11 protein-coding genes are annotated in these 13,650 nt (G+C 67.2%); 6 read left to right on the forward strand and 5 right to left on the reverse strand.

The window, feature by feature from the left end; all coding sequences use genetic code 11:
- Positions 1–98 precede the first annotated feature (98 nt).
- Positions 99–821, forward strand: a complete 723-nt coding sequence (gene phbB, locus ACTJI5_RS09090) for an acetoacetyl-CoA reductase (protein ID WP_137889145.1) — start codon at positions 99–101, stop codon at positions 819–821.
- 171 nt (positions 822–992) lie between these two features.
- Here the strand turns inward: phbB and ACTJI5_RS09095 are convergent, their stop codons facing one another.
- Positions 993–1,745 carry a DUF4019 domain-containing protein gene (locus ACTJI5_RS09095; RefSeq protein WP_440860061.1) on the reverse strand — a complete coding sequence of 251 codons (753 nt, stop codon included), beginning with the start codon at positions 1,743–1,745 and terminating at the stop codon, positions 993–995.
- A gap of 142 nt (positions 1,746–1,887) precedes the next feature.
- Here ACTJI5_RS09095 and ACTJI5_RS09100 point away from each other — a divergent pair, with 142 nt between their 5' ends.
- From ACTJI5_RS09100 to ACTJI5_RS09110, 3 genes are read left to right on the forward strand one after another with little or no spacing between them, the layout of a single operon-like run.
- Positions 1,888–2,430, forward strand: a complete 543-nt coding sequence (locus ACTJI5_RS09100) for a DUF7010 family protein (RefSeq protein WP_440860062.1) — start codon at positions 1,888–1,890, stop codon at positions 2,428–2,430.
- Positions 2,427–2,663: a ribbon-helix-helix domain-containing protein gene (locus ACTJI5_RS09105; RefSeq protein ID WP_440860063.1), complete on the forward strand. Its 237-nt coding sequence runs from the start codon at positions 2,427–2,429 to the stop codon at positions 2,661–2,663. Before ACTJI5_RS09100 ends, ACTJI5_RS09105 begins: the two co-directional genes overlap by 4 nt.
- A gap of 12 nt (positions 2,664–2,675) precedes the next feature.
- Positions 2,676–3,008 (forward strand): hypothetical protein, encoded by a 333-nt coding sequence (locus ACTJI5_RS09110; RefSeq protein ID WP_440860064.1) that lies wholly within the window; start codon positions 2,676–2,678, stop codon positions 3,006–3,008.
- 14 nt (positions 3,009–3,022) lie between these two features.
- Here the strand turns inward: ACTJI5_RS09110 and ACTJI5_RS09115 are convergent, their stop codons facing one another.
- From ACTJI5_RS09115 to ACTJI5_RS09125, 3 genes are all read right to left on the reverse strand, one after another.
- Entirely contained in the window at positions 3,023–3,889 is an 867-nt protein-coding gene (locus ACTJI5_RS09115) for an ATP-grasp domain-containing protein (RefSeq protein ID WP_440860065.1), read from the reverse strand.
- Positions 3,889–8,586 carry an NAD-glutamate dehydrogenase gene (locus tag ACTJI5_RS09120; protein WP_440860066.1) on the reverse strand — a complete coding sequence of 1,566 codons (4,698 nt, stop codon included), beginning with the start codon at positions 8,584–8,586 and terminating at the stop codon, positions 3,889–3,891. The genes ACTJI5_RS09115 and ACTJI5_RS09120 overlap by 1 nt, the downstream gene beginning before the upstream one ends.
- Before the next feature lie 163 nt (positions 8,587–8,749).
- The gene (locus ACTJI5_RS09125) at positions 8,750–10,102 is read right to left on the reverse strand and encodes a PAS domain-containing protein (RefSeq protein WP_440860067.1); all 1,353 of its coding nucleotides are present in this window, start codon (positions 10,100–10,102) and stop codon (positions 8,750–8,752) included.
- A 322-nt stretch (positions 10,103–10,424) separates the two neighbouring features.
- On the opposite strand from ACTJI5_RS09125, the gene ACTJI5_RS09130 reads away from it, so the two are divergent.
- Together ACTJI5_RS09130 and ACTJI5_RS09135 are read left to right on the forward strand one after the other, a co-directional pair.
- Complete coding sequence (locus ACTJI5_RS09130; protein ID WP_440860068.1) at positions 10,425–10,865, forward strand: DUF983 domain-containing protein; 441 nt, start codon at positions 10,425–10,427, stop codon at positions 10,863–10,865.
- A complete protein-coding gene (locus tag ACTJI5_RS09135; RefSeq protein WP_440860069.1) occupies positions 10,822–12,225 on the forward strand; it encodes a PLP-dependent aminotransferase family protein in 1,404 nt (467 codons plus the stop codon). Before ACTJI5_RS09130 ends, ACTJI5_RS09135 begins: the two co-directional genes overlap by 44 nt.
- Before the next feature lie 12 nt (positions 12,226–12,237).
- Here the strand turns inward: ACTJI5_RS09135 and ACTJI5_RS09140 are convergent, their stop codons facing one another.
- A complete protein-coding gene (locus tag ACTJI5_RS09140) occupies positions 12,238–13,647 on the reverse strand; it encodes an efflux transporter outer membrane subunit (protein ID WP_440860070.1) in 1,410 nt (469 codons plus the stop codon).
- Positions 13,648–13,650 lie beyond the last annotated feature (3 nt).

Here is a 13,650-nt window from a genome sequence, read left to right on the forward strand (position 1 = left end):
ATCCCTTGAATAGCTTTGCGATTGACGTTCCGGTAAACTTGCGGCGGCCGCTTGCGCCGCCTAGTCATGATCCATAACTCTGTGGGAGAGAAGGATTTATGGCACGCATCGCAATCGTTACCGGTGGCAGCCGCGGCATTGGGGAAGCGATTTCCCTGAAACTCAAGGAACAGGGCGTCACCGTCGTCGCCAACTATGGCGGCAATGACGAAAAGGCGCGCGAGTTCACCGACCGCACCGGCATCGCGGCGATCAAATGGGACGTCGGCGACCATCAGGCATGCCTCGACAGCTGCGCGCGCATCGCCGAGGAATTCGGCCCCATCGATATCGTCGTCAACAACGCCGGCATCACGCGCGACGGCACGCTCGCGCGCATGAGCTATGACGACTGGGACGACGTGATGCGCGTCAACCTCGGCGGCTGCTTCAACATGGCGAAGGCGACCTTTGGCGGCATGGTCGAGCGCGGCTGGGGCCGCATCGTCAACATCGGGTCGATCAACGGCCAGGCTGGGCAATATGGCCAGGTCAATTACGCCGCCGCGAAATCGGGCATCCACGGCTTTACCAAGGCGCTGGCGCAGGAAGGCGCCAAAAAGGGCGTGACGGTGAACGCGATCGCGCCGGGCTATATCGACACCGACATGGTCGCCGCGGTCCCGCCGCAGGTGCTGGAAAAGATCGTCGCGAAGATCCCCGTCGGGCGTTTGGGTCAGGCCGACGAGATCGCGCGCGGCGTCGCGTTCCTGTGCAGCGAGGATGCGGGGTTCGTGACCGGATCGACGATGTCGATCAATGGCGGGCAGCATATGTACTGACGGGCCGAGGGCGCCAGCAATGTCGTTCGCGCCAGCGAACGGCGAGCTGGAAACCGGTGGCGAAGCCACGGCCCGGCACGGCCAGCGGGGCGGCGATCCGGAAAGATCGCCGAACCCGTCTGACGACAGGCGGCGGCTTTGCCGTCGCCCACCAAGCCGCCCGCATTCCCCCTACTCGATCGTACACCCCACCACGCGCCACGCGCCGCCCTCGCGAACCAGCGACAGCGTTTCGATCGCCCCCGCCTTGTTCGCATAGCTCGTCCGGAACTTGACGAGCTGATAGCCATAGGGCGGCGCGGGCACAAATTCCTCGCCGATCAGTTCGCGCGAGACGACCGCGCCGAGCGGCGTGCGCACCGTCTCCGACACTTGGGCCCACCGCTCGCTGGTGTTGAGCGATTTGAACGCCTGCCCCGTCGCATTCCAGCTGCCGTTCCAGTCGCTTTTGTCGGTGAGGGCAAGCCACTGCCGCGCAGCCTGCACCGCGGCGGTTTCGGCGGCGGGCGCGGCGGAAGCAGGCTTCGGCGCAGCAGACGGCGCGGCGGTCCCCGACAGGGACGCGAGAGCATAGAGAGCAAGGCTGACAGACATGATGATACCTCCGGCTATCCAGCCGAAGCGGCGCGACATGCGCCGCGTCCCGGCCGGTGCCCGAAGCCCTTCCATGTCGGTGGCGGCGGCCGCATCCCCCAAAACCCTGTCCGCCAGAAATTGGGGGTCCTGCCGTTCGATCTCGCGCAGCTGCCGCGCCGCCTCGCGGCTGCTCGACGCCGACATCTTGCGCCGCGCATCGCGCAGCCGTTCGTTGATCGTGTGGACCGACAGCCCCAGGTGCCGCGCCATCGATTTCGCGTCATGGCCATCGACGAGCAGGCGCAACGTCTCTTTTTCTTTTTCGGTGAGCGCCTGAAGTCCTGTCATAAGCCTGTCTGCATTCGCGCCGGATCGGCTAGCCGGTTTACAGAGCGCCGAAATGCCCTGCCACCCCAAATAAATCGTACCCCGATTTTGGACGGCGCGGCCGTGGCCTTGCTGTCGCGAATCAAGCCGCTAAACCCGGCGCATGACCGACGCCTCACTCGCCGCCGCCCGGCACGACCTCGCGCGCGCTTATGCCGGCGGCGCCCCCGGCGTCCTCGTCTCGGGCCTCGTCTGGCTGATCGCCGGAACGATATGGCAGCTTCACGGCACCACGGCCGCCTTCGCGGCGCTCTTTTTCGGCGGCATGACGATCCATCCGCTCGGTGTCCTCATCGAACGCGCTGCATTCAAGGCACCCAAGGCCACCATCGGCAAGCCGCTCGAAACGCTCGCGATCGAGGCGACGATCCCGCTCTTCGTAGGCGTGCTGATCGCATGGGTGCTACTCGTCCGCGCGCCCGACCTCGCGATCCCGACCTTCGCCGCGATCGTCGGCGCACGCTATTTCCTCTTCCGGACGATGTATGGTGACATCGCCTATTGGGCGCTCGGCGGCGCGATCCTGCTCGTCGCCGCGCTCGCGCTGTTCGGCATCGGGCTTCCGCTCAACCTCGGCTTCCTTGTCGGCATCATCGAACTGATCGCCGCCGCGTGCATCCTGCAGCGCTGGCGCGCGCGGCGTTGAGCGCGCCCTTGCATCCCCCGGTCAAACGCTCGGTGACGATCGCGGGTCACCCGACCTCGATCAGCCTCGAGCCGATGTTCTGGGACGCGCTCGAAGCCGAAGCCGCTCGGCAGGCTTTACCCGTCAACGCGCTCGTCGCGCGCATCGATGTCGAGCGGATGGAAGCGGACAACCCGCCTAACCTGACGTCAGCGATCCGGCAGTGGCTTTGGCGGAGCGTGGCACATAAGTGAGGGTTGCTTGAAATGATCAAGAGAGAAGACGACGGGTCGTATACCGCCACGCATATCACGGGCCCAACCCATAACTTGCTTCGCTTGCGCTTGTGTGTCGAACCGCGCGACATATTTACGGTGCGAGTTTTACCGCCCGTTGGCGAGTATCGACATCACGATGGGTTGACGGCGGACGATGTAATCCCGTCGATTCGAAGCGGTGTGGCGCGTGCTAACGCAGAGCAAGGAACGAATTTTTCAGTCGAGCACGCCGAGATCATCGAAGACGATAGCCGCTACCCGGCAGCTTATGAAATTCTAGCTATAAAAATCATCCGTGCCGCCGCCGAAGCACCCCACTGAACTGGGGAACGCAGCTATCCCTCTAAGAGCGACTTCGCCACCGCCAGCCCGAACGCGACGCCCTTATCGGGTGCATGATGCAGGAAGAGCGAGGGCTCGATCAGTTCGAGTTCCATGATGTGGAGCTTGCCCGCGGCATCGCTGACCATATCGACACGCGCGTAGACCGGCGGCGCCGGTGCCGCCGCCAACGCCTGCGCCGCAAGCGCCTGCGCGGCGTCGCTCGCCTCGCACGCCGTCTCGCGCCCGCCAAACTGCTCCTGCACGCGAAAGTCGCCCGACGCCGGACGTTTGACGATCGCGTGGCTGAACTTGCCCGCGAAGAAGAAGAGCGAATATTCGCCCTCGGTCAAGATGCCGGGCATCAGCGGCTGGACCAGCCGCCGGGCGCCCAGGGCGTCGGCCGGAATCGGCGTGCCCGGCGCGATACGATGCGTGCCGTCGGCGCCGCCCGAGATCGCGGGCTTGATCACGACCTCGTCGGTCGCGAGCTCGGTCATCGCTTCGGTCAGGCTCGCGTCGTCGAGTGCCGCGACCTCGACCGTCGGCACAACCGCGACACCCTTTGCGCCGAGTTCGCCGAGATAGGCTTTGTCGCTGTTCCAGCGCAGCACCGCCACCGGGTTGACCACCGGCAGGCGCGCTTCCTCCAGCCGGTCGAGCAGTGCATACCAGCCCGCAACGTCGCGCTGATAGCCCCAGGCGAAGAGGGGCAGGACCAGATCATAGCCCGCAAGATCGCCCGGATCGGTCCACACCCGCTGCTCGACGATCAGCCCGGCCGCAGTCAGCGCCGCCGCCTTGCGGGCAAAGGCGGGCTGCCACTTCTCGTAATAGTCGGGCGCCGGGACGAGGATCGCGACGCGGGGCTGGAACGGCATTACCGCCCCAGCAATCCGCGTGCCTGCCCCGCGATGTGCGACAGCATCGCGCCGTTCGGGTTCGGGATCATCCGCGCGCGGTCGACCGTTGCACGGAACTGCTCGACGCGCGGCGCATGATCGGCAAGCCATTTGGTCACCGCCGCATCGAGATCGCCCTTCGGCAAGCCCGCGAGGAAGGTCAGCCGCATCTGCTGGAAATCGCGCGCGAGGCTGTTGACGAGCAGGCGTTCCCACGGATCGGCGGGGCTCATATGCGCCGCCAGCGTCTGCGCCCAATCGAGACCCAATGCTTCGCCCAGATGGGTGAAAGCGCTGGTCACCGCGACCTCGTCGTCGCCGCGCCGTTCGGCAAGATCGACGATGCCGATCGCGCCGTCGGTCTTGAACAGCCGCACGACCGAGGCGGTCAGCGCCTCGGGCGCACCCGCGTCGAGCAATTGCTGCGTCAACATGTCCCACTGGTGCTTGACCGACGGGCTGAGCAGGGTGTCGACGCTCGCATTGAGGCGATCGACACCGGGTTCGAGCCGCGCGACGACCGGGCCCGGCTGTGACAATGTCTGCGTCACGCGCAAGAGGTCGGCCATTTGCGATGTCATCGCCGACGACGCCTGGCTGAAGAGCGACAGGCGGATACTCTCGTCGATCTTTGCCGCGTCGAGCGCGTTCCAGATCGCGGGCATGTCGAGCAACCGTTCGACTGCGACAAACGCCGCGGCGATGTCGCCAAGCGCGCAGCCTTCCTCTTCGACCAGTTCGAACGGATGCACGATGCCCATGCGGTTGATGATGCGGTTCGCGATCTTCGTCGCGATGATTTCGCGGCGCAGCTGGTGATCGGCGATCGCCTGCGCAAAGTCGCGCTGCATCTCATCGGGGAAAGCCGCGGCAAGGTCGCTTCCCAGCGCCGGGTCGTTCGGCAGGTCGCTATGCTCGATCGCATCCTGCAGCGCGAGCTTCGCGGTCGACAGCAGCACCGCGAGTTCGGGGCGCGTCAATCCGCGCCCTTCGGCGGCGCGGCGGAGCAGCTCGTCGTTCGCGGCGAGCCCTTCGACCTTGCGGTCGAGCCGCCCCGATGCCTCGAACGTTTCCATGATCCGGACGAGCGACGGCACGGCCGCCGATCCGCCCTTTTCGGCGATCGACAGCGCGAGCGCCTGCAGCCGGTTATCCTCGAGCACCAGTTCCGAGACATTGTCGGTCATGCGCACGAGCAGCGCGTCGCGGTCGTCCTGCGACAGGCGGCCCTCGGCCATCTCGCGGTTCAGGGCGATCTTGATATTGACCTCATTATCCGAGCAGTCGACGCCGGCACTATTGTCGATGAAGTCGGTGTTGATCCGCCCGCCCTTTGCCGAGAAGGCGATGCGCGCCGCCTGCGTCGTGCCGAGGTTCGCGCCCTCGCCGACCGCCTTCACGCGCAGATCCTCGGCATCGACGCGCAGCGCGTCGTTCGCGGGATCGCCGACCTCGGCATTATTCTGGCTCGCGGCCTTCACATAGGTGCCGATGCCGCCGAACCACAGCAGGTCGACCGGCGCCTTGAGGATCGCCGAAATGAGCGACACCGGGTCGATTTCGGAGACCGACAGGCCGAGCAGCGCCTGCACTTCAGGGGTCAGCGTTATGCTCTTCTGGCTGCGCGGGAAGATGCCGCCGCCCTTCGAGATCAGCTTGGCGTTATAATCGGCCCAGGATGAGCGCGGCAGGTTGAACATCCGCTCGCGTTCCTTCCAGCTCTTCGCCGGATCGGGATTGGGGTCGAGGAAGATGTGGCGATGGTCGAAGGCGGCGGTCAGCTGGATCGCCTTCGACAGCAGCATGCCGTTGCCGAACACGTCGCCCGACATGTCGCCGCAGCCGGCGACGCGGATCGTCTCGGTCTGCACATCGACGCCCATTTCGGCGAAGTGGCGCCGGACCGACAGCCACGCGCCCTTGGCGGTGATGCCCATCGCCTTATGGTCATAACCCTTCGACCCGCCGCTCGCGAACGCGTCGCCGAGCCAGAAGTCGCGCTCCATCGCGAGCCCATTGGCGACATCGGAGAAGGTCGCGGTGCCCTTGTCGGCGGCGACGACGAAATAAGGATCGTCGCCGTCGTGGATCACGACGCCCTTCGGATGCACGACCTTGCCCGCGACCAGATTGTCGGTGATCGACAGCAAGGACCGGATGAAGATGCGATAGCATTCGGTGCCCTCGGCAAACCAGGCATCGCGGTCGAGCGACACGTCGGGCAGCGCCTTGGGATAGAAGCCGCCCTTCGCGCCGGTCGGCACGATCACGGCATTCTTGACGCGCTGTGCTTTCATCAGCCCGAGGATTTCGGTGCGGAAGTCGTCGCGGCGGTCGGACCAGCGGAGCCCGCCACGCGCGACCGGGCCGGCGCGCAGGTGAATGCCCTCGACGCGCGGCGAATAGACCCACACTTCGCGCCACGGCAGCGGCTTGGGCAGGCCGGGAACCTGCGCGCTGTCGATCTTGAACGCCAGCGCTTCTTCGGCGGCGGGCGCAAAGGCGTTGGTGCGCAGCGTTGCGCTGATCACCGCGTGGAACAGGCGGAGGATGCGATCCTCGTCGATCGACTTGATGTCGGCAAAGCCCGCCATGATGTCGGCTTCGAGTGCCTCGGCGCGCTTCGCATCGCGCGCCTTCGGATCGTGGAGCGCCGCGAAACGCTCGATCAGCGCGGCGGTCAGCGCGGGCGCATGGCGCAGCGCGCTGACGACCGTGTCCATGCCGTAAGCCGAGCCGCCCTGACGCAGATAGCGGAACCAGGCGCGCAGCCAGACGATCGCGCGCGGGTCGGTCTGGTTGGTGAGCACGAGTTCGTTGAACGCGTCATTCTCGGCGCGCCCGTCGAGCACCGCCGCGATCGCGCCCTCGAGCACTTCGGCATAAGGAAGCAGCGCGAGCTCGTCGACGTTGGCGGGCAGCCGCAAGGTGAAATCGTGGATCACGATCGCCTGTTCGTCGTCGCCCTCGGCGCCGGGGGCGCGGCTGTTCAGCGCGGTCGGGATTTCCTCGAGCACCTCGAAGCCGAAATGTTCAAGCGCGGGGACGACCGCGGACAGCGCGAGCGGGCCGGCCGCGCTATAGACTTTGAGCCGCAGCCGGTCGTCGCCGTCGAGGCTCTTGCGCGCAAGGCGGACGCTGCGCGGGTTGGCGGCGTCGAGATCGCGCAGGCGCAGGATGTCGCGTGCCGCTTCCTCGGGATTATAGAGGTTGCGGTAATTGGGCGGGAAGGTCGGCGCGAAACGCGCCGCAAGCGCTGCCGCGCGGCCCGGTTCGCCGCGCTTCGCCAGCGCCGCCTCAACCTCGGGCTGCCAGCCGCGCACCATCTGTTCGAGCTGCGCGTTGAGCGCCTCGGTATCGGGAACAACGCCGCCGCTGCGCAGGTCGAGCGTGTAGCGCAGCAGCGCCGCGCCGCCGTCTTCGAGCACCATCGTCCAGCCGATGACACCGGCTTTCGCTTCGCGCACCAGCAGCGATTCGACCGCGAGGCGGCGGCCGGTCGACACTTCGTCGCGCGGCAACCAGACAAAGGCGAACAGGTGGCGGCCGAGCGCGCTCTGCACCGTCACCACCTTCGGCCGCGGCCGGTCGGTGATCGACATCGAGGTCAGCACCAGCTCTTCGAGCGAGGCGGCGTCGAACGCGATCAGCAGGTCGTGCGGCAGCGCGGTCAGCGCATGCGCGAGCGCCTTGCCCGCGTGGCCCGTGGGGTCGAAGCCGAACTTCGCCATCAGTGCTTCGAGCTGCGCGCGCAGCATTGGCACCTTCGCGGGCGGCGCCGACAGCGCTTGGCTCGTCCACAGGCCGGCATGGATCGACAGCCGCTCGACCTTCTTGCCCTTCACTTCGGGCACGATCACGAGGTCGAGCAGCACGCGGCGGTGCACCGCCGACAAGCGGTTCGACTTGATCAGCAGCGGCGCGTGGCCGCCCTTGTCGAACCACGCGAAGGCGGCTTCGAGTGCAGCCGGTGAAAGCAGCTGGCTTTCGCTGCTCTCGCTGATCCCCAGCGAATCCTGAACCTTGCCATCGCGCGTCCGCCACTCATGGCCAAGCTGGGTCATCGAGCCGCCCTCGAACCAGCGCAGCAGTTCGGCGGCTTCGCCCTCGACGCGCATCGCGGCGTCGGCGAGCATCGCGGCGCGCATCGCGCGCCAGTCGCGTACCGCGGCGCGGACGTCGCGCAGCGCGGCTTCGAGCCCGTCGAGCAGGCGCCGGCGCGCGCGCGCGTCGCCGCGCTCAAGCTCGATATAGATGACCGACTCGCGTGTTCCGCCCTCGCCCGCTTCCTGCAGATGCCCCTTGGCATCGCGCTTCACCGCGACGACGGGGTGAAGGATGCGGTGGACCGCCAGCCCCTGCGCGGCGACCGCCTGCGAGGTCGAATCGACGAGGAAGGGCATATCGTCGTTGATGATCACGAGCCGCATCCGGCGGTCGGTGCCGTCGGCAGCGATCGGTTCGAGGAGCAGCGACGGGGTCGCTTCGGCGCGATCGAGCGCAGCGCGCGCGGCGAACTGGCTCGCGTCGGCGAGCGCCGCCTTGTCCATATCGTCGCCCTCGCCCGGCAGCGCGCTGCCACGCAGCGCCGCCAGATAGGCGGCGGCGATTTTCGAAGGAATTTTGGCGGTGGTGGTGGTGTCCGTTTCCGGCGTGTCGGACAAATTCTGAGACATAAAGTGCAGCATCCCGAACCAAAGAGGGGGACCCAGCCGACGATCGGCGGGGGCCCGTTCGCTGCCGCCCCCTATGCGCCTCAGCGGCGCGCGGCTCAAGACCTCGTTCGCGCGCCCGCGTAAAATAATTTCAATTTTCGGATTTTCTGTTGCGTGAACGCTCTCAGCCGTTCTGCGTGATCGGAACCGCCTTCTTCGCCAGCTTCGCCACCAGCGCCGGATCGTCGGCCGCCTTGGCGACGATGCCGATGTGCCCGCCCGGCATCGCGCGCGCGATCAGCACGACGAATTCGGCGCCGCCGGCGTCATGCTCAAGGATAAGCGCCGGATGCGCGCGGCGCAATGCGTCGAGCGTCTCGTCGGGACGTTCGGCGGCGTCGGCCGGCTTGCGGCGCGCGCGCGCGTCCTTGACCAGCCCCTTGAGCCCGCCCGGATAGCGGTCGAGATAGGCGCTGAGTTCGCCGCGCCCCACGCCTTCGTCCTTGGCATGGCCGAGCACGCAGGCATATTCGGCAAGCCGCGTCTTGTCATAGGTCGCGCCGAAAACCAGCTTCACGACCGGGGTCATCGGTGCGCGCTCCTGCATCGCCAGCCCGGCGTCGTCGAGCAGCGCGGCAAAGGCGTCGGGCTGCTCCTCGGCGGCGAGCGCGAAATCCCACGCCTTGCCGACCGCCTGATAGAGCGCACCGCGACTCCGGCTGTCGGCGGCGATCGCGCGTTCGGCGGTTTCGCGTGCGAGCGCGAGCCAGTCGGCGAGTTCGGCATCCTGCCCCGGATCGACCGGCACCTCGTCCCCGTCGCCTTCGTCCGCCTCGACCTCGGCATCCAGCAAGAGCTCTTCATCCTTGCCCAGCGCGGCGAAACCGGGGGCCGCATCGACCGCGACATCGTCGTCGAGATGCTGCGAGTCGGGACCATCGGCCCACACGGGCACCGGCGCGGTCAGCGGCGCGGCGCTGCGCAGCGCCTGTTCGACCGACAGCTGCAGTTCCTCGGCCTGGTCGGCGGCGACCGCCTCTTTCCAGTTGATCACACCCATGATGAAATCGATCGTGTCGTCGTCGGACGAAAAGGGCAGCAAGATGCCGCGGTACATGATCGTCGTGCCGCGATCGTTGACGAACTCGGCCTCGAAGCCGATCGGCGCACGGTTGGCGATGATCTGGAGATAATGGTCGGTGAGGCGCGACAGCAGGGATCGGCCGGGAATCTGGCTGATATAATGGACGTCCTCGTCGATCTGCGATTCTTCGCGCAGCGTGTCGCCGAGGAAGGCGAGCCCGGGGTTTTCGACCCCGGCGGTGAAGTCGAGCAATACCGAGTGCGAGCCGAAATCGGCGCCGTCGAGGTCGAGGTCCTCGACCGACGGATAAGCGCGGTCGGCGAGCAGCGAGGCCCAGTAATTATAGGCCCGAACCTGCATCCGCCGTTCGTCGACGCCGACGGACGCGGGCGCGTCGATCGCTCCATCCTCCTGGTCGTGGCTGCCCGAAAGCAGTCCGCGCATGCTGTCCATCATTTGTCCCCAGTCGCAAACATCGGTAAATCTTATGCACCGGGACTGGTAAAAGCGGCGTAAACGATGGCGGGGGCGATCCGCGCTTTGCGCCGCCGCGCTTCGCGGCGCGATTGTATGGCAAAAAGAGCGGCCAAATGCCTCTTTGCCAGAAATCGCTCCATTATGCATGGATCATATTTAGATAATCACCATGCCATAAATCCGGAAAATCCATATAAACCTTCTATGTCATATGGTTACACTTCTCCTTCACTTGCCCAAATCTCCGCACCATATGCTTTTTGCATGGCATATATGATGCTTTCTGTTGGAGTCGGACATGACGAGCGGTGATATGGGCAACGAAAAGCTGCGCTGGATTCTCTGGTCGGGCTGGCACGGCAAATGCCCCGAGTGCGGCAAGGGACAGATGTTCCGCTCGTGGCTGAAGCTTGCCGACCGCTGCGGGAATTGCGGGCTCGATTTCAGCTTTGCCGCGCCCGACGACGGCCCCGCCTTTTTTTCGCAGTGCATCGTGGCGTTCCCGCTGACCTTCGTGATCGTGTGGCTGCAGATCGCCTACAGCCCACCGCTGTGGGTCCATCTGGTCTTTTCGATCCCGATCATGGTCATCGGGTGCGTGCTGCCGCTGCGCCCGATCAAGGGCTGGCTGGTCGCCTCGCAATATGTGAACAAGGCGCAGGAATCGGGGACCGAGCATCTGTGGGCGAAGCTGAATGCGCGCGAAAAACATGAAGCGGACGAACGGCGTGGCGGGTGACGCATGGCTCCCCGACATCGCGAACGCGGCAGGGCCCAAATATAAGGCGGTGACCGCCGCGATATCGGCAGCGGTCGCGCGCGGCGAGCTGCGCCACGGCGATCGCCTGCCGCCGCAGCGCGACCTCGCGGTAAAACTCGGCATCGACCTCACGACGGTGACCAAAGCCTATGACCTGGCGCGCCAGCGCGGCCTGATCGTCGCGCGCGGCCGCGCGGGCAGCTTTATCAGCGAGGATGTGCGGACCGGCGAGGTGGCGACGGCCGCGCAGAGCGACATCGCGATGAACAGCCCGCCGATCCCGATCGAAAGCCGCCTGACCGATGCGATGGCATCGGCGCTCGGCACGCTGGGGCGTGCCGGCGGTCTCGCGCGGCTGCATTATCAGCGGCCGGGCGGCGCCGCGGCGGACCGCGAAAGCGGCGCCGAACTGCTCGCCCGCACCGGCCTGTCGTCTTCGGTCGAGCAGATCATCGTCACCGCCGGCGGGCAAAATGGGCTGCACGCCATTGCGTCGGCGATCCTCAAGCGCGGCGACCGCGTCGCGTGCGGGCGCTTCGTCTATCCCGGTTTCGCTGCAATCGCGCGGCGCATCGAGGTCACCCTCGTCCCGCTCGCCGCAATGACCGCCGAAGCGTTGGAGGCGGCGCATGCTGCGGCGCCGCTGCGCGCACTCTACGTCGTGCCGACCAACGACAATCCGACCACCGCGACGATCGAGATCGGGGAACGGCGGGCCATCGCCGCGTGGGCTGAGGAAACGGGCGTCCAGATTATCGAGGACGATGCCTATGGCCTGCTCCCCGACGCGCCGATCCCCGCGATCGCGAGCTTCGCGCCGCGGGTCGGCTGGTATGTCACGAGCATGGCGAAAATCGTCTCGCCCGCACTGCGCGTCGGCTTTGTCCGCGCGCCGGGGGTGGCCGAGGCCATGCAAATCGCGGCGTGCCAGCATGAAAGCGCGGTGATGGCGCCGCCGCTCAACGTCGCGATGGTATCGCTATGGCTGGCCGACGGAACGCTCGACGCGTTGATCGACGCGGTGCGCAAGGAGGCGAGTTGGCGGCAGCGGCTGGCGCACAGCGTGCTGGGTGACGGACGCCATGCCGCGCACCCGCAAGGCTATCACTTCTGGCTGCCGCTGGCGGTCGATATCCAGCCCGACACGCTCGCCGCCGCGCTCGCGCTCGACGGGCTGTCGGCGGTGCAATCGGACCGCTTCGCGGTTGCCGCCGACACGCCCAGGGCGATGCGCATCTCGCTCGGCGGGACGATCGACCGCCGCGGGCTTTCGCGCGCGCTGCACCGGCTCGCGGCGCAGCTATGGACGCCCGGCGGCGCGGCGAGCCATATCGTCTGACAGAGTCAGGACCTACGTCGACCAGCCGCCCGCGAGCGCACGGAACAGCGCGATCTGACGCCGCGAAATCTGCCCGTCCTGCGCGGCGAGCACCGCTTCGGTCTCGGCGAACGTCCGTTCGGCATCGAGCCATTCGAGCGAATCCGACGCGCCTTCCTGCCGCTTCGCGCGCACGATCCGCGCCGCGCGTTCGGCCTGATCGCGCGCGGCGCGCAGCGCCTGCCGCTGTTCGAGCGAACGCGCATAGGACGACAGCGCCGTCTCGGTTTCCTCGAGCGCGCGCAGCACCGTGCCGTCGAATTCGGCCAGCGATGCCTGCGTGTCCGCCTCGGCCGCCGCGATCCGCGCCCGTGCAGGCTCCTGATTCGGGAACGCCCAGTTGAGCAGCGGCCCGAGCAGCCAGCGGATCGGCCCGCCGCCGAACACATCGCCAAAGCCCGACCCCGTCGAACCGGCCGACCCGCCGAGCGTGATGCGCGGATAAAGATCCGCCGTCGCGACGCCGATGCGCGCGGTGTCGGCGGCCAAGCGGCGCTCGGCGGCGCGAATGTCGGGACGGCGCTTCAATAGCGCCGCCCCATCACCGACCGGGATGGGGTCGGTGATTTCGAGGCTGATGTTGCGGTCCGCCGCGATCGCGGGGAGCGCAGCGGGAGCACGACCGGTCAGAGTCGCGAGGCGGAACAACGCCGCCTGCCGCTCAGCCTCGATGGAGGGGATGTCGGCCGAACGCTGGTCGCGCAGCGTCGTGATGCGCGCGAGGTCGAGCCCCGTCGCCATCCCGACCTCCTTGCGGCGTTCGGTGAGCTTCACCTGCTGGTCGAGCAGGCTAACGATGCGCCGCGCGACATCAAGCCGCGCCGCGCCCGAAGCGGCATCGGCATAGGCCTGCGTCGTGTCGGCGGCGACGATCACGCGCACCGCGTCGGCGTTGGCTTCGGCGGCGGCGGTGTCACCGCGCGCGGCCTCGATCGAGCGGCTGACGCGGCCGAACAGGTCGACCTCGTACGAGACATTCAGCCCGACATCGACCGCCCAATCTTCGCGGGGCGAGCCCGGCAGGCGCTGGCCTTCGGGGCTGCGGCCGTAATTGGCGCCGGCGCCGATCTCGCCCTGCGGCAGCCGGTCGGCGCGCGCGCCGCGCAAGGATGCACGGGCGCGGGCGATGTTCGCGACCGCAACGCGAACGTCGGTGTTGTTCGCCAGCGCATCGCCGACGAGCCCGTCGAGAACGGGATCGTCATAGAGGCGCCACCAGTCGCCCGCGACCGGCGCAAGCGACACCGCGGGGCTGTTCGCCGAGACGAACGGCCCCGTAGCGACGGGCGCCGACGCCGACTTCGGCTCGGCATAGTTGGGGCCGACCGCGCAGGCGGCGAGCGCCAGCGCCGAGGCGGCGGTGAGGATATTGCGAAGGATCATGAT

This window comes from Sphingopyxis sp. 22461 (genome assembly GCF_052044915.1).
Taxonomy (GTDB): domain Bacteria; phylum Pseudomonadota; class Alphaproteobacteria; order Sphingomonadales; family Sphingomonadaceae; genus Sphingopyxis.

Excerpts from the sequence above, each read along its gene's own strand:
- ACTJI5_RS09135 (WP_440860069.1), top strand. The coding sequence starts at position 10,822 with ATGCGCGCGAAAAACATGAAGCGGACGAACGGCGTGGCGGGTGACGCA.
- ACTJI5_RS09115 (WP_440860065.1), bottom strand. The coding sequence starts at position 3,889 with ATGCCGTTCCAGCCCCGCGTCGCGATCCTCGTCCCGGCGCCCGACTAT.
- ACTJI5_RS09100 (WP_440860062.1), top strand. The coding sequence starts at position 1,888 with ATGACCGACGCCTCACTCGCCGCCGCCCGGCACGACCTCGCGCGCGCT.
- ACTJI5_RS09125 (WP_440860067.1), bottom strand. The coding sequence starts at position 10,102 with ATGGACAGCATGCGCGGACTGCTTTCGGGCAGCCACGACCAGGAGGAT.
- ACTJI5_RS09110 (WP_440860064.1), top strand. The coding sequence starts at position 2,676 with ATGATCAAGAGAGAAGACGACGGGTCGTATACCGCCACGCATATCACG.
- ACTJI5_RS09095 (WP_440860061.1), bottom strand. The coding sequence starts at position 1,745 with ATGACAGGACTTCAGGCGCTCACCGAAAAAGAAAAAGAGACGTTGCGC.
- ACTJI5_RS09120 (WP_440860066.1), bottom strand. The coding sequence starts at position 8,586 with ATGTCTCAGAATTTGTCCGACACGCCGGAAACGGACACCACCACCACC.
- ACTJI5_RS09130 (WP_440860068.1), top strand. The coding sequence starts at position 10,425 with ATGACGAGCGGTGATATGGGCAACGAAAAGCTGCGCTGGATTCTCTGG.
- phbB (WP_137889145.1), top strand. The coding sequence starts at position 99 with ATGGCACGCATCGCAATCGTTACCGGTGGCAGCCGCGGCATTGGGGAA.
- ACTJI5_RS09140 (WP_440860070.1), bottom strand. The coding sequence starts at position 13,647 with ATGATCCTTCGCAATATCCTCACCGCCGCCTCGGCGCTGGCGCTCGCC.